The following is a 20,234-nucleotide window of genomic DNA, read 5'->3' on the forward strand; positions in this document are numbered from 1 at the left end:
CCGTACAGGTTCGCAACTTCCCCGGAAAATTGAACTTGCGTTTCACAGAGTGAGACGCGAGTATCGTCGTATGGACAACTCTAGCGGCGTCGGCGTTCTCGACAAGGCAGCTCTGGTATTGAGCGCCCTGGAGTCCGGTCCGGCCACCCTCGCCGGGCTGGTCGCGGCGACCGGGCTCGCACGACCCACGGCCCACCGACTGGCCGTGGCACTGGAACACCACCGCATGGTGGCGAGGGACATGCAGGGCCGCTTCATTCTCGGCCCCCGGCTGTCGGAGCTCGCGGCGGCGGCGGGCGAGGACCGGCTGCTCGCCACGGCCGGACCGGTGCTCACCCACCTTCGCGACATCACCGGGGAGAGCGCTCAGCTCTACCGCCGGCAGGGCGACATGCGGATCTGCGTGGCGGCGGCGGAGCGGCTGTCCGGCCTTCGGGACACCGTGCCGGTCGGCTCCACGCTCACCATGAAGGCGGGTTCGTCCGCCCAGATCCTGATGGCGTGGGAGGAGCCGGAGCGCCTGCACCGTGGCCTCCAGGGCGCCCGCTTCACCGCGACGGCGCTCTCCGGCGTACGGCGCCGGGGATGGGCCCAGTCGATCGGCGAGCGGGAACCGGGCGTCGCCTCGGTCTCCGCACCGGTACGCGGCCCCTCGAACCGGGTGGTGGCGGCGGTCTCGGTCTCCGGGCCGATCGAGCGGCTGACCCGTCACCCGGGCCGGATGCACGCCCAGGCCATCATCGACTCGGCTGCCCGGCTGAGCGAGGCGCTGCGCCGCACCGGCTGAGCCGGCCCGCCCCCGCCCTCCAGCACCGGCCGCCCCAGCGTCGTGGCGGCCCCTTCAGAACCTCACGTCACCTCCCGCTCCACCTCGCCTCACCCCGCTGCACCCAGCTTCACCCCGCTTCACCCGACTTCGCCGGTGAACGGTGCGCGAAGCGGTCCGCCGCCCGGCGCCCCCGGCTCTCGACCGGCAGTGACCCGGTCGCCGCGGCCAGTCCGTACGCCGGCATATCCGCGTAGACGGACTCGTAGCCGCCCTCGGGGACCACATAGGCCTCGTGCCACAGCCCCACATGCCGGCGGGACTTCTTCTCCTTGCGGTTGATCATCGTCCACGCCCTGCGGTGGAACATGTCGGGCGCCGCCGCGTACGCGTACAGCTTCTCCTTCGACTCCCAGTACTGGACGACGTAGTACGTCCTGGGCGAGCCGAACAGGAGGGTGTGCCCGAGCAGGCCCCTGCTGCTGTCCCTGCCCAATTCCCGCAGCATGCGCGGCATCGCGAGGAGGACCGGGAGCCAGTGGTGGACTCCCCGGAAGTGGTTGATCCGCATCCCGATCAGCAGGACCACCACCTCCCCCTCGGCTGCGGCGGTTATCCGTCCCGGAACCGGTTTCGTGAACACGCGGGCCCCCTGGCCTCGTTTCGGTCGCGCCGACCTCGCCGATCACCTTGATCGCGCTGATCGCGCTGATCGCATTGCGCATTGATCACATTGGAGAGTGCCACTATCCAATGGTGGGATAGTGGCACTGCCCAAGGGTGGGAGCAAGGGAAGGCACGGCATGCGGCTCTCGGAACTGAGTGAGCGGAGCGGCGTCAAGACCGCGACGATCAAGTACTACCTGCGCGAGGGGCTGTTGCCTCCCGGCGGGCGGGTGAGCGCCACTCAGGCCGAGTACGACGAGAGCCATCTGCGCCGGCTGCGGCTGGTCCGGGCGCTGCTCCAGGTCGGCCGGCTGCCGGTCGCCACCGCCCGCGAGGTGCTGAAGCAGGCCGACGACGAGTCGCTGGGCCGGACGATGCGCCTGGGCGCCTCGCTCTGGGCACTCCCGCACGGCCCGGAACCGGACGAGGAGGCGCCGGAGACGGTGGCCGCACGGGCCGAAACCGACCGGCTCCTGGACCGGTTGGGCTGGAGGACCGCCCAGGAGATCGGTTCGCTCTCCCCCGCCCACCGGTCCGTGGTGGCGTCACTGGCCACACTCATCCGCCTGGGATACCCCTGCGAGGGCGACTACTTGGCGGAGCACGCGCGGCTGATGCACCAAGTGGCGGTCCAGGACCTGGACATGATGGAGACGTATCCCACCGAGGCGGAGCAGGTGGAGCACGCGGTCGCCTCAGCGGTCCTGTACGAACCGCTGCTGGCCGCTCTGCGGCGGCTGGCCCAGGAGGAGGAGTCCGCCCGGCGGTTCGGGCTCTGAGCCGTACGCACACGTGCACACGGCACGCGGGCGCACACAAGCAGAAGGCCCCTCACCGGAGTGAGGGGCCTTCTGTCTGTTGCTCTCCTGTACCCCCGACCGGATTCGAACCGGCGCTACTGCCGTGAGAGGGCAGCGTGCTAGGCCGCTACACAACGGGGGCCTGTGTCCTGCGATTTGCTTGTTTTACGCTGGGCTACCAGGACTCGAACCTAGAATGACGGTACCAGAAACCGTAGTGTTGCCAATTACACCATAGCCCATGGTGTTACAAGTACCCCCGACCGGATTCGAACCGGCGCTACTGCCGTGAGAGGGCAGCGTGCTAGGCCGCTACACAACGGGGGCCCTAGCGATCCTGCATCGAGAGCGTGGGTGCGACCCAGATGTTCTCGCGGGAAGGATCTGTACCCCCGACCGGATTCGAACCGGCGCTACTGCCGTGAGAGGGCAGCGTGCTAGGCCGCTACACAACGGGGGCGTGTTGTTACAGATGAAGCTCTGCGCTGGGCTACCAGGACTCGAACCTAGAATGACGGTACCAGAAACCGTAGTGTTGCCAATTACACCATAGCCCACTGAAACGCAACCCTTGACGGGTTTTATTTCCGTGTGCGCTTCCCGACCGGATCCTTCGGCCCGCTCGGGCGGCGCAGGAAGAACATTACCCGAAGGTGTCCGGCGCTCCAAAACGGGTATTGCGCGCCAACAGCCCGGGGAGCTGATCGAGACCGGTGATCCGGGCCAGTTCGGGCCGCCCGCCACGCCCGTCGCGGTCCAGCCAGACACCGCTCAGCCCCGCCGCCACCGCACCGGCCGCGTCGATGTCGGGGTGGTCGCCCACGTACACGACCTCCCGCGGCTCCAGCCCGAGGGCCTCGACGGCGGCGTGGAACGCCCCGGCCTCGGGCTTGGAGATGCCCAGTTCGACGGCGCACACCACGGCCTCGAAGCGGTCGCGCACGCCGAGAACGCGCAGCTTGCGGTCCTGGTTGATGATGCTGGAGTTCGACAGCACCGCATGGCGGTAGCCGTCGGCGAGCCGGTCCAGGGCCGGCACGGCGTCGGGGAAGAGCGACCAGGCGGCCTCGTAGTGGCTCGCGTGCCGGGCGAACCACTGGTCGGCCTCCGCGTCCGTGAGCGGCCGCCCCAGGAACGTACGCACCCGCTCGCGCCGCTGCCCCTGGAAGTCGGTCTCCCCCGCGGCGAAACGCTCCCACTGCACATCGGTGATCGCCCGCCACGCGTCGAGGGCCTCCTCGGCGGACACGTATCCGTCCGGCAGGCCCTCGTTCTCCAGATGCGTGCGCATGCCGACCCGGTCGGCGCCCGTGTAGTCGAAGATCGTGTCGTCGATGTCCCAGAGCACTGCTCGGATCGGCATACGACCACGCTACCGCCCGCTGGGCGGGCGCCGCTGCCCGTGTGCGGACGGGGGCTCAGAACCGCTGCTGGCCGACGCCCGGCGGCAGGAGGCAGGGGGTGCTGATCTCAGCGGCAACACCCGCCCCTTCCGCGCCCGCTCAGGTGGTGAGCAGGACACCGCCGTAGCTCGCCGCCGCGATGACCACCCAGGAGGCGAGGCCGAGCACGGCGGTCCTGGCTCCGGAGCGGGCGAGCGTCGGCAGGTGGACGGCGGTGCCGAGGCCGAAGAGTGCGGCGGCCAGCAGGAGTTCCTGCGCGGTGGCCGCGGCGTCGAGCGCCGCGGCCGGCAGCAGACCCGTGCTGCGCAGGGCCGTCATCGCCAGGAAGCCGATCAGGAACAGCGGCACCACGGCCGGTCGGCGCCCGCCCGACTGCTGCCGGTCACCCTGCCCGTCACCGGCCGCCCCGCGTGCCCGTCGGCGGTAGGCCACGGCCACCCCGGCGACCAGCGGTGCGAGCATCGCCACCCTGATCAGCTTGACCAGCACGGCCTCACCGAGCGCGGTCGGCCCGGCCGTCTGCGCGGTGGCCACGACCTGGCCGACGTCGTGCACGCCCGCGCCCACCCAGCGGCCGAACTGGACGGTGTCCAGGCCCAGCGGTTGGTGCAGCAGCGGCAGTACGGCGATGGCGAGGGTCCCGCACAGGGTGACCAGCGCGACCGAGGTCGCCACGTCGGCCGCGAGCCGCTCGTCGTCGTCCTCCTTGCCGAGCGCGCCGCTGACCGCGCTGATCGCGGAGGCGCCGCAGATCGAGTAGCCGGTGGCGATCAGCAGCGGCTGGTCGCCGGGCAGCCCGAGCTTCCGGCCGAGCCACCAGATGCCGAAGAAGGCCACCAGGACGACGCCGAACACCATCGCCACGGTCGCCCAGCCGAGCCCGAGGACGTCTCCGACGCTGAGCTTCAGCCCGAGCAGCACGATGCCGGCGCGCATCAGCCGCTTCCCCGCCGTCGAGAGCCCCGCCCGGCCCCGGCCGCGTACGAAGGGCCGCACGCCGGGAAGGTGCGCCGCCACGACTCCGAGCACCACCGCCGCCGTCAGCATCGGCACGGCGGGCAGCAGGGCGTGCACCCCCTCGGCCAGCCCGAGCCCGACGCCGGCCAGCGCGAGGCCGGGGGCGTTGCCGCGCACCGGACCCGGCGTGGACCCGCCGCCGCCCCATGACGGCTTCGCCGGCTGTCGCACGGACGGCGACCAGGAGTGTTCGGTGTCCAGGGTCATGATCACCAGCCTCGGCGCGATCCCCGCCGACCGGTAGACGCGAACCGGAGCCCAGGTCATAGGGTTGCCCTATGAAGGTTTTCCTATGAGCGGACGCGACGGGAACCGGGATCCCGGGCAGCTCCCACTGCCCGATCTGCAGTCGCTGCAGCTGCTCGTCGGCGTGGCGGAGACCGGCAGCCTGGGCCGGGCGGCGACGCGGCTGCTCATCAGCCAGCCGTCGGCCAGCGCCCGGATGCGAACCCTGGAGCGCCGTCTCGGGCTCCAGCTCCTGGACCGCTCCACCGCCGGGTCCCGGCTGACCCCGGCCGGAGCGGTGGTGACCGACTGGGCCCGGACGGTACTCGAAGGGGCCACCGCGCTGGTCGAGGGGGCCGCCGCGCTGCGCTCGCGGCAGGACAGCCGGCTGCGGGTCGCCGCCAGTCTGACCATCGCGGAGGAGCTGATGCCCGGCTGGCTCGTCACCCTGCGGGAGAGCGCCCCGGACGCCCACGTGGGGCTGACGGTGACCAACAGCTGGGGCGTGGTCGAGGCACTGCGGCGCGGGGGCTGCGATCTGGGATTCATCGAGGGGCCCCGGGTCCCCGACGACCTGCACCGCTCGGCGGTGGGGCGGGACCGGCTCGCGGTCGTGGTCGCCCCCGGTCACCCCTGGACCCGCCGCCGCAGCGCACTGACCGGACGTGAGCTGGCCGACACCCCGCTGCTGCTGCGCGAGGCAGGCTCCGGCACCCGGGAGACGCTGGAGCGGGCGCTGCGCGCGTACGACGGCGTCTCCGTCCCGGTCCTTGAGCTCGGCTCCACCGCCCCGCTGCGCAGTGCCGCGGCCCGGGGGCTGGCTCCGGCCGTCCTCTCCGCGCTCGCCGTGCGCGAGGACGTGGCCTCGGGCCGGCTGGTCGAGATCGAGGTCGCCCCGGCCGTCCGGCTGCAACGCGTCCTGCACGCCGTCTGGCCCAAGGGCCACGAACTGCCGGAGCCGGCCCTTCACCTGCTGCGGGTGGCCAAGCACCAGTAGCGGGTGAGGAGCCGGCTCGCGTGATCCGCGACCCGCTCAGGCGGTCAGACGGTCAGCTTCGCCAGTGCGGCGTCCACCCGGGCCAGGGTCTTCTCGCGGCCCAGGATCTCCAGGGACTCGAAGAGCGGCAGCCCGATCGTGCGGCCGGTGACGGCGACACGGACCGGGGCCTGGGCCTTGCCGAGCTTCAGGCCGTGCTCCTCACCGGCGGCGAGGACGGCGGCCTTGAGGGCGTCCGTGTTCCACTCCGCCTCGGTCAGCTTGGCGCGGGCCGTCACGAGCAGGGCGTAGGAGCCCTCCTTCATCGCCTTGGCCCAGGACGCCTCGTCGGTGACCGGCTCGTCGAGGAAGAGGAAGTCGACGTTGGCCGTGATCTCCGAGAGGACCGTCACGCGGGTCTGGGCGTGCGGGGCGATCGCCGCGAACAGGTCCGCGTCGAAGGCCTCCGGGGCCCAGGGGGCGAACGGCGCCTTCAGCCAGGGGCCGCACGCCTCGGTGAAGGTCTTCACATCGAGCCGGCGGATGTGCTCGGCGTTGACGTGCTCGCACTTCTTGAGGTCGAAACGGGCCGGGTTGGCGTTGACGTCCTCGATGTCGAAGGCGGCGACCATCTCGTCGATGTCGAAGATGTCGCGGTCCTCCGCGATCGACCAGCCGAGCAGCGAGAGGTAGTTGAGCAGCCCCTCGGGCAGGAAGCCGCGCTCGCGGTAGAGGTTGAGCGAGGCCTGCGGGTCGCGCTTGGAGAGCTTCTTGTTGCCCTCGCCCATGACGTACGGAAGGTGCCCGAACGCGGGGGTCTGCTTGGCGATGCCCAGTTCGGCGAGCGCCCGGTACAGCGCGATCTGGCGCGGGGTGGAGGAGAGCAGGTCCTCGCCGCGCAGGACGTGGGTGATCTCCATCAGCGCGTCGTCGACCGGGTTGACCAGCGTGTAGAGCGGAGCGCCGTTGGCGCGGACGATGCCGTAGTCCGGCACGTTCTCCGGCTGCACGGTGATGTCGCCGCGGACCAGGTCGGTGAAGGTGATCGCCTCGTCGGGCATCCGGAAGCGGACGATCGAGGTGCGGCCCTCGGCCTCGTACGCGGCGGTCTGCTCGGCGCTCAGGTCACGGCAGTGGCCGTCGTAGCCGGAGGGCTTGCCGGCGGCGCGGGCGGCGTCGCGGCGGGCGTCGAGCTCCTCGGTCGTGCAGTAGCAGCGGTACGCGTGGCCGGCGGCGAGGAGCTTCCCGGCGACGTCCCGGTAGATGTCCATCCGCTGCGACTGGCGGTACGGGGCGTGCGGGCCGCCGATCTCCGGGCCCTCGTCCCAGTCGAGGCCGAGCCAGCGCATCGAGTCCAGGAGCTGCTCGTACGACTCCTCGGAGTCGCGCGCCGCGTCGGTGTCCTCGATGCGGAAGACCAGGGTGCCCTGGTGGTGCCGGGCGAAGGCCCAGTTGAAGAGGGCTGTCCGGACCAGGCCCACGTGGGGGTTGCCGGTCGGGGAGGGACAGAAACGTACGCGTACGTCGGTGTTAGCCACGCTTGATCACCTTGTTGGTGAGAGTGCCGATGCCTTCGATGGTGACGGCGACCTCGTCGCCGACGTGCAGGGGCCCGACCCCTGCGGGAGTGCCGGTGAGGATCACGTCGCCCGGGAGCAGCGTCATGGCTTCCGTGATGTGGACGACCAGGTCCTCGATGGAGCGGATCATCTCGCTCGTCCGGCCCAGCTGGCGTTGCTCGCCGTTGACGGTGGCCTGGATGGTGAGGTCGCCGGGGTCGAGGTCGGTCTCCACCCAGGGGCCGAGCGGGCAGGAGGTGTCGAAGCCCTTGGCCCTGGCCCACTGCTTCTCGCGCTTCTGGGCGTCGCGTGCGGTGACGTCGTTGGCGCAGGTGTAGCCGAAGATGACGTCCTTGACCCGCTCGCGCGGCACTTCGCGGCACATCCGGCCGATGACCACGGCCAGTTCGGCCTCGTGGTGCACCTCTTCGGAGAAGGAGGGGTACTCGATGGCGTCGCCGGAGCCGATCACCGAGGTGGTGGGCTTGAAGAAGGCGACGGGGACGTCGGGGACCTCGTTGCCGAGCTCCGCGGCGTGCTCCGCGTAGTTGCGGCCGATGGCCACGACCTTGTTGGGGAGCACGGGCGGCAGCAGCCGGACCTTGTTCAGCGGGACCTTGGTCCCGGAGAGCTCGAACTCGGCGTACGGGATGCCCTTGATGATGTCGAGGACGAGACCATCGGGCCCGTCGCCCTCGACGGCGCCGAAGGCGACATTGCCGTCGATGGAGAACCTGGCGATGCGCACGGGAAGCTGTGGCCCCTCACTTGCTGGCTGACTGAAGACTGAGGCTCCAGGCTAACGCGGGTGAGGGGGGAGGCCGCGCGTATTACTCCGCAGTGGCGGTGGCGGAGACGGGGGCGACCATGAGGATCGTGCGGCGGGGGTTGGCCGTCTGCGTCGGCAGGTCGAGGGCGTGCTCCGGCCGCTCCGGCGTCTGCAGCGCTTCGGCGTCCTTGAGGTGCGCCAGCGTCGTACGCCGGGGGTTGGCAATGTTGCGGAACACCATCGTCGTCTTCATCTGCCGTCGGACCCTGTCGTGAGGGGCGCCGCCGGAGGGGCGCCGGTTGTCGGTTCTGCCATCCCTGTAAAGCGTCAGGCTAAACATCCAATTCCCTCCCGGAGCCCGGAAGAGACGACGATCATCATGTGAGTTTGCTCACCAGTGACCCGACAATTGCACCAATCCGGGCGGCTGAGTCGATCGGTCAAACCAGACATTGCATCCCTGAATCAACCATTCCGCTCCTGATCATGTCGTCTGGGACACCCCTCACCCTCACCTGATTCACCCTCAATAGTCCGGTTTGGCGGCGAACCGGCTCCACGGCTTGTTACCCCCCCATCACAACGTGTCACCCAGGTCACAGCCCGGTACCTGGCCCTTGTTGGAGATCCTGCACTGTGCTGGAATTCCACGCACCGCCGCAGGTTTCAGGCCGGCGCGCAGGGGGCGCAACGCAGCGCCGATCCGAGTGGCGGCGGGAAGGGGAAGAACGCCGGTCACTCACGACCACCATGGGGCGGTACAACGCCCCACGACGCCGACACCGTTCCATCCGTCCATGACGGAGGGAACGCCTGGTCCAGAGGTTGCGACGCTAGTGCAGGGACGTTTCAAGAGGGATGGCAGCGCAGCGGCTGAACAGGAGCCGCGCGGCGGGACCGACCGCGGCTCCTCGCCCCAGCACGCCCAGAACCCCGGACCGGCCGCGGCCGGCGACACCACGGACCGCGCCAAGCGCTCCGGCTCACCGGCGGGCGACAACGCCGATCCGGTCGCGTCGCCGAAGTCCCAGGGCCCGGTCAACACCGGATCGCGGGTAGCTCTGCGCAACTGGCGCATCAGCACGCGTCTGGTCTCCCTGCTCGCCCTCCCCGTGGTCGCGGCGACCACCCTGGGTGGCCTCCGCATCAACGACTCCATGAACGATATCCAGCAGCTGGAGCACATGCAGCTGCTGACCAAGATGACCAAGCAGGCGACGTCGCTGGCCCAGGCGCTCCAGGAGGAGCGGGACCGGTCGGCCGGCCCGCTCTCCAACGGAGTGCCGGCCGACGACTTCAAGGTCACCGAGCCCCGGAAGAAGACCGACCGGGCCAAGAAGGCCTTCTTCGACGCGACGAACGACATCGGCGACACCGAGGGCGACGAGGCGCTGGAGAGCATCCACTCCAGCGTCCAGCAGATCGCCTCGCAGCTGGGCGGCATCCGCGACATCCGCAAGCAGGCGTTCGCCAAGGGCACGCCGAGCCTCCAGACCGTCGACGCGTACAGCCAGCTGATCACCTCGCTGCTGAGCCTCTCGCAGGACATGGCGCAGGCGACCAGCAGCCCCGAGATGATCAAGCGGACCCGCGCCCTGGCGGCCTTCTCCTCCGCCAAGGAGTACGCCTCGGTCCAGCGCGCGGTCATCGCCGCGGCGCTGCCGGGCGGCAACGACAAGCAGCCGAAGCTCGATTCGAACGACCGTCAGTTCGGCCTGGCGGCGCTGCGCAAGGAAGAACTGGCGCGTCGCTCGTTCGAGTTGATCTACACGACCACCGGCAACAGCGCGGCCGAGCTGACCGCCACCCTCGACGAGGGCAACCCGGAGATCAAGGCCGCCGACACCTACGCCAAGAAGGTGCTCGACAGCCCGACCAGCATGACCGGGACGGCCCGGCGTTCGTACCTCGACTGGTACGACCAGGACTCCACCAAGATCCAGGCCATGAAGCAGATCGAGGAGACGCTCCTCAGCGACATGGAGGGCAAGGCGCGCGAACTGCGCGACGAGTCCCAGCGCGAGGCGATCATCTCCGGTGCGCTCATCCTGCTGGTGCTCGGTGTCTCGCTGGTCGGCGCCTTCGTCGTCGCCCGGTCGATGATCCGCTCGCTGCGCCGGCTCCAGGACACGGCCACGCGCGTCGCCCAGGACCGGCTGCCGGAGCTCGTCAAGCAGCTCTCCGAGGCCGACCCGCAGGACGTCGACACCTCGGTCGAGTCCGTCGGTGTGCACTCCCGTGACGAGATCGGCAAGGTCGCCGCGGCCTTCGACGACGTGCACCGCGAGGCCGTTCGGCTCGCCGCAGAGCAGGCCCTCCTCCGGGGCAACGTCAACGCGATGTTCACCAACCTCTCGCGTCGTTCGCAGGGCCTCATCCAGCGCCAGCTCTCGCTCATCTCCGAGCTGGAGTCGCGCGAGGCCGACCCGGACCAGCTGTCCTCGCTCTTCAAGCTCGACCACCTCGCGACCCGTATGCGCCGTAACGGCGAGAACCTCCTCGTCCTCGCGGGCGAGGAGCCGGGCCGCCGGTGGACCCGTCCGGTGCCGCTGGTCGACGTGCTCCGTGCCGCCGCCTCCGAGGTGGAGCAGTACGAGCGCATCGAGCTGGCCGCGGTGCCCGCCACCGAGGTCGCCGGCCGGGTCGTCAACGACCTCGTGCACCTCCTCGCCGAGCTGCTGGAGAACGCCACGTCGTTCTCCTCGCCGCAGACCAAGGTCCGGGTCACCGGTCACGCGCTGCCCGACGGCCGGGTGCTCGTCGAGATCCACGACACGGGCATCGGCCTCTCCCCCGAGGACCTCGCGGCGATCAACGAGCGGCTCGCCTCGCCGCCCACCGTGGACGTCTCGGTCTCCCGCCGCATGGGTCTGTTCGTGGTCGGCCGGCTCTCCCTGCGCCACGGCATCCGCATTCAGCTGCGGCCCTCCGACTCCGGAGGCACGACCGCGCTGGTCATGCTCCCCGTCGATGTCGCGCACGGCGGCAAGATGCCGGTGCCGAAGCAGGCCCAGGGCCAGCAGCCCGCTCCCGGCGGCCTGCTCGCCGGCGGCGCACCCGCGCCGCGCCCCGGTCTCGACAGCGCTCCGTCGGCGCCCGGCGGCCGGCTCCCGGCCGGTCCGGCTGCCGGCCGCGGCCAGGTCGGTGCGGGCTCCGGTCCGCGCGCCGCGCTGCCCGCCCGGGACACCGCCGCCAGGGCCCAGAATCCGCAGGGGCCGGGACAGCCCGGCCAGAACGGGCCGGGTGTGCCGAACGGCCGGCCCGGCCAGCAGGGCTCCGGCTTCCAGGGCGCCGGGCTCTCCGGCACCGGCCCGCAGGCCCGGCAGCCGCAGGACGGCTCACGTCAGGAGCCCCCGCGCCAGGGCGGCGGCCTCTCCGGCGCCTTCGGCGGCGGTGCCCGGCTGGGCGCCCGCGGCCAGGGCGACGGCGCCGGGCGCACGGACCCGGCCCAGGGCAGCCTGTTCAGTCAGCGGCGTCCGGAGCAGAACGGCCCCGGCAACGGCCCCGCCCGGCAGAACCCGGCGGGCCAGGGCGGCGGCTTCCAGCAGCCCGGCGGCCCCGGCGAGAACGGCCGCCAGCTGCCCCCGGTCGGCGGTCCGCGTGCGGAGCTGCCCGGTGGCGACCCCGCGCCGAACAGGGGATTCCCCGCTCCGCAGCGCCCGCAGGCCACCAGCTGGGGTTCCGAGGAGCAGTCCGCACCCCAGCAGCGCTCCCCGCTCGACGCCCCCCGGGGCCACGAGGAGCCCGACTCCACCAACCAGTTCCAGCGGCCGCTGAGCCCGCCGCCGCTCACCCCTCGCCGTCCGATGGACGACCGGCAGGGACCCGGCTCCACCTCGGAGTTCGCCCGCCCGGACTTCTCGGCGCCCGCTCCGGGCGCGCAGACGCCGGACCCGGCGAGCACCGCTCAGTTCCCCCGCCCCGACTTCGGCCAGCCGCAGGACCAGGGACAGGGCCTGGGGCAGGGCTTGGGGCAGGGACAGCCCGGACCGGTCCGCCGCGACCGGGGCAACGAGGACTTCGGTGCTCCGCGCCCGCCCGTCCCGCCGCAGGACCCGCAGTACCGGCCGGCCCTGCCGCAGCAGCCCGAGGCGCTTCCGCCGGCCTCCGGGCCCGGTGACGGCCGTACGCCGCTGTACGACACGCTGGAGACCAACTGGTTCCACGGTCCGCAGCAGAACGGGCAGCAGCCGAACCAGCAGCAGCCCGCCGCGCCGCAGGCACCCGGCTTCCCCCAGCAGCAGCCCGCCGAAGAGCGTCCCGCTCCGCCCGCACCGCAGCGCGGACCGGGCGACACCAACGGCGTCACGAGCTCCTGGCGCGCCTCGCCGAACGACGAACTCGTCCGGCAGGCGGAGCGGGTGAAGAAGCCCGCAGCAGGCGGAATCACCACTTCCGGCCTGCCTCGCCGGGTACCGCGTGCCAATCTGGTGCCGGGCACCGCCCAGCAGCAGAATCACCAGTCCGGTCCCCAGGTCTCGCGTGCGCCCGATGATGTGCGCGGGCGTCTTACCAATCTCCGCCGGGGCATCCAGCAGGGGCGTCAGGCCAACAACGGCCAGTCGACCGGCAGTTTCCCCATCGGCCCCACTCACCAGCAGGAGCGTTAGTTGAGCCCGATGAGTCAGGCCGCGCAGAATCTGAACTGGCTGATCACCAACTTCGTGGACAACACCCCCGGGGTGTCGCACACGGTGGTGGTCTCCGCGGATGGCCTGCTGCTGGCGATGTCCGAAGGTTTCCCGCGCGACCGCGCCGACCAGCTGGCGGCTGTCGCCTCCGGTCTGACCTCGCTGACCGCGGGCGCCTCCCGGATCTTCGAGGGCGGCGCCGTCAGCCAGACCGTGGTGGAGATGGAACGCGGGTTCCTCTTCCTGATGTCCGTCTCCGACGGTTCCTCACTTGCCGTACTCGCCCATCCGGACGCCGACATCGGTCTGGTCGGGTACGAAATGGCGCTCTTGGTCGACCGGGCGGGCACCGTCCTCACCCCGGACCTCCGCGCCGAGCTCCAGGGCAGCCTGCTCCACTAGGCGGCCGTGAATCGGTGACACAGACGATTACCCCAGGTATTGCAATCAACCCTCGCCCGTCCGGCCGCTTACAGCCCCCCACCGGCCCCTTCCGACGGCAAGCCGACGTCCTGCTGTCACGCCCGGAGGATTCATGACCCCGCCACCCGCCTCACCCGATCCGTACGGCGCGCTGAACCACGCGTCGTACGAAGGTGAAGGCGACCAGCCGCTGGTTCGTCCGTACGCCATGACCGGCGGCCGGACCCGACCGCGCTACCAGCTAGCCATAGAGGCTCTGGTCAGCACCACGGCCGACCCCGCGCACCTGGGGACACTGCTCCCCGAGCACCAGCGGATCTGCCACCTGTGCCGCGAGGTCAAGTCGGTGGCCGAGGTGTCGGCCCTGCTGTCGATGCCGCTCGGTGTGGCCCGGATCCTCGTCGCGGACCTGGCGGAAGCCGGCATGGTGGCCATCCACCAGCCGGGCAACGGAGAGGCCGGCGGCGCGCCGGATGTGACACTGCTCGAAAGGGTGCTCAGTGGACTTCGCAAGCTCTAGTGGCGGTGCCGCCCGTGCCACCACCTCGGCGAAGATCGTGGTGGCAGGCGGATTCGGCGTGGGTAAGACCACGTTTGTCGGTGCTGTTTCGGAGATCAATCCGCTGCGCACCGAAGCCGTGATGACGTCCGCGTCCGCGGGCATCGACGACCTCACACACACCGGAGGCAAGACCACCACGACGGTGGCCATGGACTTCGGACGCATCACCCTGGACCAGGACCTGATCCTGTACCTCTTCGGTACACCCGGCCAGGACCGCTTCTGGTTCATGTGGGACGACCTCGTACGCGGCGCCATCGGCGCCGTCGTACTCGTCGACACCCGCCGCCTCGCCGACTGCTTCCCCGCCGTCGACTACTTCGAGAACAGCGGACTCCCCTTCGTCATCGCCCTCAACGGCTTCGACGGACACCAGCCCTACACCCCCGACGAAGTCCGCGAAGCACTCCAGATCGGACCGGACACCCCGATCATCACGACGGACGCCCGGCACCGCGGCGACGCCAAGAGCGGTCTGATCACGCTGGTGGAGCACGCGTTGATGGCAAGGCTCAAGTAGGCACAAGTCGGTATTGCCGTACGGCAGTTAAAGTAGTCACACGGGGGTGGGCTGTGTCCTTTGACACGATCCGCCCCCGTGTTCATAACGTTTCGAAAGAGAATTACCTCACGTTCGACACCCGATGCGTACGCGCGGTACCGCTGCGCTCAACTGAGCCCCGCCTTTTGGCGGGGCTCGTTCTTTATGCCCGTTTTATCTGAGGTCTGCGCCACTTGGGATCGCGGGTTCCGACTGTTTGGAACGCGGCCGTCCGACGTGCTGCAATTCGACGAACTCCCGAGTAGTAGGGCCCTGAACGAACACGGCACAACGTAGGTGCCGACGCCGAGAGGTTGTTGGTCGAGTGAGGCGTAACAACGAGGGCTCCACGGCGCAGCCGGAGCGGGGCAACTTCACCCCGCCGCGCGCCGCGGCGTCGTCCGCCGACGTGTCCGGAGGGGCCGCTGCCGGTGGCAGCACCAACCGGATGTCCCCGCGCAACTGGCGGGTGCCCACCCGGCTGAACGCGATCCTCCTGATCCCCGTACTGGTCGGACTGGTCATGGGCGGCTTCCAGGTGAAGGGGTCGATCGACACCTGGCAGGAGGCCCAGGACGCCGAGAAGACCGCGCTGATCGTGCGGGCGGCCTCCGAGTACGGCCAGGCGCTGCTGAACGAGCGCGACCTCAGCGCCCAGCCACTCCTCTCCAACAAGCGCGACGCGGCGGCCGTCTCCGAGGTGCGGGCCACCACCGACGCGGCCGCCGACAAGTTCGACACGGCCGTGAAGGACATGCCCGGGAAGGCGGGCCTGGAGCGCCGCCTCAAGCTGTTCCGGATGGAGGAGCCCACCCTTCCCGAGCTGCGCAAGGCCGCCTACGCCGAGGCCATGGACCCGGTGAAGACCGAAGAGGGCTACGTCCAGGTCCAGCACTCCCTGATGGAGTTCTGCAACGAGCTCGGTCTCGGCACCGGCAACATCACCAGTTACGGCCGTACCGTCTACGCGATCGAGTTGGCCAAGGCTGCAGAATCGCTTCAGCGCTCCATCGGCATGCACCTCCTGGTACGGCCCAGCCAGGAGAAGGGCAAGTTCAACGACCAGGTCAAGGCCTTCGGCTCGTACAACTACCTGGAGCAGATCGCCCTCGGTGAGTTCGTCTCCGGCGGTACCGAAGCCGACGCGGCCCGGCTGAAGAAGGTCATGGCGGCCAAGGCGGCCGACGGCGCCGCCCAGGTCAAGTCCGCCAAGGAGAAGGCCGACGCGGCCGGTGTCCCGTTCGTGACGCCGCCCACCGTGAACGGCTCGGTCTACGACGGCATGGCCCAGCAGCTCGGGCTGGGCCGGACCCCCGCCGAGCTCAAGGCGAAGGGGATCACCCCCGAGACCTGGATGGCCGCGGCCACCGCGAAGTTCGACGGGTACACCACGGTCGAGGAAGAGCTCGTCGACAAGGCCGTGACCGAGGCGGCGGACATCTCGTCCGGCGCCCGCACCGACGCCATCGTCAACGCCGCGATCGTGATCGTCGCCCTGCTGGCCGCGTTCGTCCTGGCCGGGCTCATGGCCCGCCAGATGAGCCACTCGATGCGCCGGCTGCGCAATGCCGCCTTCGGTATCGCGGAGCAGCGGCTGCCCTCGCTCGTCGACCAGCTGTCCCGGACCGACCCGGGCCGGGTGGACACCCGCGTGCAGCCGATCCCGATCAACAGCCGGGACGAGATCGGTGAGGTCGCCCGCGCCTTCGACCAGGTGCACCGCGAGGCGGTCCGGCTCGCGGCCGAGCAGGCCATGCTGCGGGGCAACGTCAACGCGATCTTCACCAACCTCTCGCGCCGCAACCAGTCGCTCATCGAGGGCCAGCTGACCCTCATCACCGGCCTGGAGAACAACGAGGCCGACCCGGACCAGCTGGAGAGCCTCTTCCGGCTGGACCACCTCGCGACCCGGATGCGCCGCAACGGCGAGAACCTCCTCGTCCTGGCCGGCGAGGAGCCGGGCCGCCGCTGGAACCAGCCAGTGCCGCTGGTGGACGTGTTGCGGGCCGCCTCCTCCGAGGTGGAGTCCTACGAGCGCATCGAGCTCTCCGGGGTGCCGGAGAGCGAGATCCACGGCCAGTCCGTCACCGACCTCGTCCACCTGCTGGCCGAGCTGCTGGAGAACGCCACGACGTTCTCCTCGCCGCAGACCAAGGTGCGGGTCACCGCGACCCGGCTGCCGGACAGCCGCGTGATGATCGAGATCCACGACAAGGGCATCGGCCTCACCGCGGAGGACTTCGCCGACATCAACCACAAGCTGGCCAACCCGCCGACGGTGGACGCCGCGGTCTCCCAGCGCATGGGCCTGTTCGTGGTCGGCCGGCTCGCCGACCGGCACGGCATCCGGGTCCAGCTGCGCCCCTCCGGCGAGCAGGCCGGAACCACCTCGCTGGTCATGCTGCCCGCCGCCATCACCCACGGTGGCGGTGGCGAGGGCGCGCCCTCGCCGGACGACTTCACGGTCTCCTCGATCATTCCGCAGCAGCACGCGTTCGACGCGCCGCCGCTCCAGCCCCAGTTGCGTACGGCGGCCGAGCTCGGCTTCGACGACTCCCGCTACGGCGAGGCGTCCGGGGATGCCCCACAGCTCGACCCGGTGGGCCGCTCGCTGATGCGCGAGGAGCGCCGCGCGGCCCTGGAGACGCAGACCGGCGCCGGGGAGCTGACGGCGTTCCCGCAGCAGGAGTCCCAGGAGCAGTACCCGCAAGCGGCGTACCAGGAGGCGCCCTACGCCGCCGCGGACCCGTACGCGCTGGAACCCCGGCAGGACGGCCCGTACGCCCAGGAGCCGCATCAGCAGGACGGGCAGCACGGGCAGCACGGGCAGCTGGAGCAGCAGGAGCAGCAGCAGTACGGACAGCCGGTGTACGAGGGCGGCTACGACCCGTTCCGCGGTGAGACCGGCTACGTCCAACAGCCCGGCTATCAGGGGCAGAACGGCTATCCGGAGTCGGTATACCCGGCCCCCGAGGCGCCTCAGCAGGCTTACGACGGGCAGTACGCCACCCAGCCCCAGCAGGAGAAGTGGCCGGAACAGGGCGGCTATCAGGGTGGTTACGAACTCCCGGCCCAGGCCGAACCGGAATCTACTGGGAGCGCCCCCGCCGAATCGCCGGACAGCGTAGGCTTCGACCGTTCGGGCCCCGTGCCGAACCCGGGCCACGAGATGACCGAGGCCGGTCTTCCGCGCCGGGGCGGCCAGCAGCACTGGCAGCCCACCGGACGCGGGAACGAACGGCCCGCCGCCGAGCAGGAGCAGCAGGAACCGCTCCAGCAGCCCCCGTCCGCACAGCAGGACACGGACGGTGCGGACGACGGGACGGACGGGTCGCGGTCGGCCAACGACGAACGCTGGGAACGGGCCGAGCAGCTCCGGGACCCGAAGGCGGGCGGGGTCACCCCCTCCGGTCTTCCCCGGCGCGTGCCCAAGGCCAACCTGGTCGAGGGCACGGCCGAGCAGACCCAGCAGGGCGGCCCCCAGGTCTCCCGCGCCCCGGAGGACGTGCGTGGCAGGTTGAGCAACCTGCGGCGGGGCGTCCTGCGGGGACGTAACGCGGGTTCGGACAGCAGTAATACCTACAACCAGGAGCGTTAGTGTGAGCCCGATGAGCCAGGCGGCGCAGAATCTGAACTGGTTGATCACCAACTTCGTGGACAACACCCCCGGGGTGTCGCACACGGTGGTGGTCTCCGCGGATGGCCTGCTGCTGGCGATGTCCGAAGGTTTCCCGCGCGACCGCGCCGACCAGCTGGCGGCTGTCGCCTCCGGTCTGACCTCGCTGACCGCGGGCGCCTCCCGGATCTTCGAGGGCGGCGCCGTGAATCAGACAGTTGTGGAGATGGAGCGGGGATTCCTCTTCATCATGTCCGTTTCCGACGGATCTTCCTTGGCCGTTCTCGCACACCCGGACGCCGATATCGGTCTGGTCGGGTACGAAATGGCACTTCTGGTGGATCGCGCCGGCGGTGTCCTCACTCCGGACCTCCGCGCCGAACTTCAGGGAAGCCTTCTTAACTAGTAGACAGACAGTGCGTTTCGCGTCATCGCGCCATAGGGTGCGGTGGCGCGGACCCACTGGGACCGGGACCGGCAGGCGGAGGAGGAATCGTGGGTACACCCCCAGGCGGACACCAGTTCAACGCTGGTCAGCAGGTACCGGGTGAGCACAGGGGCGATGGCTTCGACTTCCCCTCTCCGCCCGGCAGACAGGGCGGACAGCAGCCATTCCGGCCGTTCCTGCAGCCGCGGCGCGCCCAGGGCGCCGACGACTGGCCGCACCAGGACGCACGCGGCTCGGACGACTGGCCCCAGCAGCCCCAGCAGCCCCAGCGTCCGCACCGGTACGACTCGCCGCAGCCGCCGCCCCGCATCGAGCCGGTGCAGCCGCGGTGGGCCCCCGAGCCGTCCGCTCCCGCCGCGCACAATCCGCTGGTTCGTCCGTACGCCATGACAGGTGGACGGACCCGACCGCGCTACCAACTCGCCATTGAGGCGTTGGTCAGTACTACGGCTGATCCGTCCCGGCTGCAAGGGCAGTTGCCCGAGCACCAGCGGATCTGCCGGCTGTGCATCGAGATCAAGTCAGTGGCCGAGATCTCGGCCCTGCTCTCGATCCCTCTCGGCGTTGCCCGGATCCTCGTAGCCGACCTGGCAGAGGCCGGACTCGTCGCTATCCACCAGCCCGGCGGCGAAGAGTCCGCCGGCGGCCAGCCAGATGTGACACTGCTCGAAAGGGTGCTCAGTGGACTTCGCAAGCTCTAGCGGCGGAGCGGCCCGCTCCACTACCTCGGCGAAGATCGTGGTGGCAGGGGGCTTCGGCGTGGGTAAGACCACGTTTGTCGGTGCTGTTTCGGAGATCAATCCGCTGCGCACCGAAGCCGTGATGACGTCCGCGTCCGCGGGCATCGACGACCTCACACACACCGGGGACAAGACCACCACGACGGTGGCCATGGACTTCGGACGCATCACCCTGGACCAGGACCTGATCCTGTACCTCTTCGGTACACCCGGCCAGGACCGCTTCTGGTTCATGTGGGACGACCTCGTACGCGGCGCCATCGGCGCCGTCGTACTCGTCGACACCCGCCGCCTCGCCGACTGCTTCCCCGCCGTCGACTACTTCGAGAACAGCGGACTCCCCTTCGTCATCGCCCTCAACGGCTTCGACGGACACCAGCCCTACACCCCCGACGAAGTCCGCGAAGCACTCCAGATCGGACCGGACACCCCGATTCTGACCACGGACGCGCGGCATCGGGCGGATGCGAAGAGTGCGCTGATCACGTTGGTGGAGCATGCGCTGATGGCTCGCCTGCGGTAGGTCTCCCGCCGGATACGCGTGAGGCCCCGCGCCCCCTTGCCGGGGGTGCGGGGCCTTTTCGTTGTGGTGCGGCCGGCCTCCGGCCGTGCCCTGTCCTCAATCGCCGGACGGGCCTGGGACGGCTGGTCGGGTCCTGACGTGGCGGGCTCGGGCCTGCGACGGCCGGTCAGGGCCTGAGGGGGCGGGCTCGGGCCTGAGACGGCCGACGGGCTGGGAGGGGTCAGCCCTGCCAGCTGTGGGGGGCCCGGAAGCCGGGGGTGCGCTCCAGGCGGCGCCAGCCGGCTGTGTCACGGCCCCGGTGGGCGGGAGTGGCTGCGGCGGCGGGCTGGGCGGCTGCGCGGGCGAGCAGGACCGCGGTTATCGCGGCCAGCTCCTCGGGGTCGGCCAGACCCTTCTCGACGCGCAGCACGGACTCGGCGGCAGTGGTCATGGGTGTCTCTCCGTCTTCTCGGCAGTGCTGCGGACTACTGCGGGGGGTTGCCGTGTTTGCGGGACGGCAGGTCTGCGTGCTTGGTGCGGAGCATCGCCAGGGAGGCGATCAGGACCTCGCGGGTCTCGGCGGGGTCGAT

Annotated in this window: 18 protein-coding genes and 5 tRNA genes; 11 read left to right on the forward strand and 12 right to left on the reverse strand. The window is 70.5% G+C overall.

Annotation, left to right across the window (positions count from 1 at the left end):
- Nucleotides 1–70: 70 nt before the first annotated feature.
- Nucleotides 71–787, forward strand: a complete 717-nt coding sequence (ndgR, locus tag ACIP89_RS30265) for an IclR family transcriptional regulator NdgR (RefSeq protein ID WP_024490257.1) — start codon at nt 71–73, stop codon at nt 785–787.
- 109 nt (nt 788–896) lie between these two features.
- Here ndgR and ACIP89_RS30270 read toward each other — a convergent pair whose 3' ends face one another.
- On the reverse strand, nt 897–1,409 hold the full coding sequence (locus ACIP89_RS30270; protein ID WP_402117679.1) for a DUF4188 domain-containing protein: 513 nt from the start codon (nt 1,407–1,409) through the stop codon (nt 897–899).
- A 160-nt stretch (nt 1,410–1,569) separates the two neighbouring features.
- On the opposite strand from ACIP89_RS30270, the gene ACIP89_RS30275 reads away from it, so the two are divergent.
- Complete coding sequence (locus tag ACIP89_RS30275) at nt 1,570–2,211, forward strand: MerR family transcriptional regulator (protein WP_402117681.1); 642 nt, start codon at nt 1,570–1,572, stop codon at nt 2,209–2,211.
- A 90-nt stretch (nt 2,212–2,301) separates the two neighbouring features.
- On the opposite strand, the gene ACIP89_RS30280 is transcribed toward ACIP89_RS30275, so the two are convergent.
- The 7 genes from ACIP89_RS30280 to ACIP89_RS30310 form a co-directional block, all read right to left on the reverse strand.
- Nucleotides 2,302–2,374 (reverse strand) — tRNA-Glu (locus tag ACIP89_RS30280).
- Nucleotides 2,375–2,402: 28 nt separating this feature from the next.
- Nucleotides 2,403–2,474: transfer RNA gene (locus tag ACIP89_RS30285), tRNA-Gln, on the reverse strand.
- 12 nt (nt 2,475–2,486) lie between these two features.
- Nucleotides 2,487–2,559: transfer RNA gene (locus ACIP89_RS30290), tRNA-Glu, on the reverse strand.
- 60 nt (nt 2,560–2,619) lie between these two features.
- Nucleotides 2,620–2,692, reverse strand: a tRNA-Glu gene (locus ACIP89_RS30295).
- A 25-nt stretch (nt 2,693–2,717) separates the two neighbouring features.
- A tRNA-Gln gene (locus ACIP89_RS30300) sits at nt 2,718–2,789 on the reverse strand.
- A gap of 86 nt (nt 2,790–2,875) precedes the next feature.
- The gene (locus ACIP89_RS30305) at nt 2,876–3,595 is read right to left on the reverse strand and encodes an HAD family hydrolase (protein ID WP_402117683.1); all 720 of its coding nucleotides are present in this window, start codon (nt 3,593–3,595) and stop codon (nt 2,876–2,878) included.
- Between the two features lie 139 nt (nt 3,596–3,734).
- Nucleotides 3,735–4,859 carry a YeiH family protein gene (locus ACIP89_RS30310; RefSeq protein ID WP_402117685.1) on the reverse strand — a complete coding sequence of 375 codons (1,125 nt, stop codon included), beginning with the start codon at nt 4,857–4,859 and terminating at the stop codon, nt 3,735–3,737.
- Between the two features lie 85 nt (nt 4,860–4,944).
- Between ACIP89_RS30310 and ACIP89_RS30315 the strand changes: the two genes are divergently transcribed.
- On the forward strand, nt 4,945–5,874 hold the full coding sequence (locus ACIP89_RS30315; protein WP_401932355.1) for a LysR substrate-binding domain-containing protein: 930 nt from the start codon (nt 4,945–4,947) through the stop codon (nt 5,872–5,874).
- Between the two features lie 44 nt (nt 5,875–5,918).
- Here ACIP89_RS30315 and gltX read toward each other — a convergent pair whose 3' ends face one another.
- The 3 genes from gltX to ACIP89_RS30330 all read right to left on the reverse strand — a co-directional run bounded on the left by gltX (nt 5,919) and on the right by ACIP89_RS30330 (nt 8,434).
- On the reverse strand, nt 5,919–7,391 hold the full coding sequence (gltX, locus tag ACIP89_RS30320) for a glutamate--tRNA ligase (RefSeq protein WP_401932055.1): 1,473 nt from the start codon (nt 7,389–7,391) through the stop codon (nt 5,919–5,921).
- Nucleotides 7,384–8,160 (reverse strand): fumarylacetoacetate hydrolase family protein, encoded by a 777-nt coding sequence (locus ACIP89_RS30325; protein WP_401932052.1) that lies wholly within the window; start codon nt 8,158–8,160, stop codon nt 7,384–7,386. Before ACIP89_RS30325 ends, gltX begins: the two co-directional genes overlap by 8 nt.
- 82 nt (nt 8,161–8,242) lie before the next feature.
- Nucleotides 8,243–8,434 (reverse strand): hypothetical protein, encoded by a 192-nt coding sequence (locus ACIP89_RS30330; RefSeq protein ID WP_402117687.1) that lies wholly within the window; start codon nt 8,432–8,434, stop codon nt 8,243–8,245.
- 583 nt (nt 8,435–9,017) lie between these two features.
- On the opposite strand from ACIP89_RS30330, the gene ACIP89_RS30335 reads away from it, so the two are divergent.
- The 8 genes from ACIP89_RS30335 (at nt 9,018) to ACIP89_RS30370 (ending at nt 19,665) form a co-directional block, all read left to right on the forward strand.
- Nucleotides 9,018–12,791, forward strand: a complete 3,774-nt coding sequence (locus tag ACIP89_RS30335) for a nitrate- and nitrite sensing domain-containing protein (RefSeq protein WP_402117688.1) — start codon at nt 9,018–9,020, stop codon at nt 12,789–12,791.
- A gap of 9 nt (nt 12,792–12,800) precedes the next feature.
- Nucleotides 12,801–13,214 (forward strand): roadblock/LC7 domain-containing protein, encoded by a 414-nt coding sequence (locus tag ACIP89_RS30340; protein ID WP_024495006.1) that lies wholly within the window; start codon nt 12,801–12,803, stop codon nt 13,212–13,214.
- 133 nt (nt 13,215–13,347) lie between these two features.
- Nucleotides 13,348–13,755 (forward strand): DUF742 domain-containing protein, encoded by a 408-nt coding sequence (locus tag ACIP89_RS30345; RefSeq protein WP_073738726.1) that lies wholly within the window; start codon nt 13,348–13,350, stop codon nt 13,753–13,755.
- Entirely contained in the window at nt 13,736–14,317 is a 582-nt protein-coding gene (locus ACIP89_RS30350; RefSeq protein WP_073738725.1) for an ATP/GTP-binding protein, read from the forward strand. The genes ACIP89_RS30345 and ACIP89_RS30350 overlap by 20 nt, the downstream gene beginning before the upstream one ends.
- Nucleotides 14,318–14,663: 346 nt before the next feature.
- A complete protein-coding gene (locus tag ACIP89_RS30355; RefSeq protein ID WP_402117690.1) occupies nt 14,664–17,936 on the forward strand; it encodes a nitrate- and nitrite sensing domain-containing protein in 3,273 nt (1,090 codons plus the stop codon).
- A 10-nt stretch (nt 17,937–17,946) separates the two neighbouring features.
- A complete protein-coding gene (locus tag ACIP89_RS30360) occupies nt 17,947–18,360 on the forward strand; it encodes a roadblock/LC7 domain-containing protein (protein ID WP_037779127.1) in 414 nt (137 codons plus the stop codon).
- An 89-nt stretch (nt 18,361–18,449) separates the two neighbouring features.
- Nucleotides 18,450–19,103: a DUF742 domain-containing protein gene (locus ACIP89_RS30365; protein WP_402117692.1), complete on the forward strand. Its 654-nt coding sequence runs from the start codon at nt 18,450–18,452 to the stop codon at nt 19,101–19,103.
- On the forward strand, nt 19,084–19,665 hold the full coding sequence (locus ACIP89_RS30370) for an ATP/GTP-binding protein (protein ID WP_014048542.1): 582 nt from the start codon (nt 19,084–19,086) through the stop codon (nt 19,663–19,665). Before ACIP89_RS30365 ends, ACIP89_RS30370 begins: the two co-directional genes overlap by 20 nt.
- Before the next feature lie 220 nt (nt 19,666–19,885).
- Here the strand turns inward: ACIP89_RS30370 and ACIP89_RS30375 are convergent, their stop codons facing one another.
- Nucleotides 19,886–20,095, reverse strand: a complete 210-nt coding sequence (locus tag ACIP89_RS30375; protein WP_401932034.1) for an acyl-CoA carboxylase subunit epsilon — start codon at nt 20,093–20,095, stop codon at nt 19,886–19,888.
- Between the last annotated feature and the right edge of the window lie 139 nt (nt 20,096–20,234).

It is taken from the genome of Streptomyces sp. NPDC088730, assembly GCF_044751215.1.
Classification (GTDB): Bacteria; Actinomycetota; Actinomycetes; order Streptomycetales; family Streptomycetaceae; genus Streptomyces.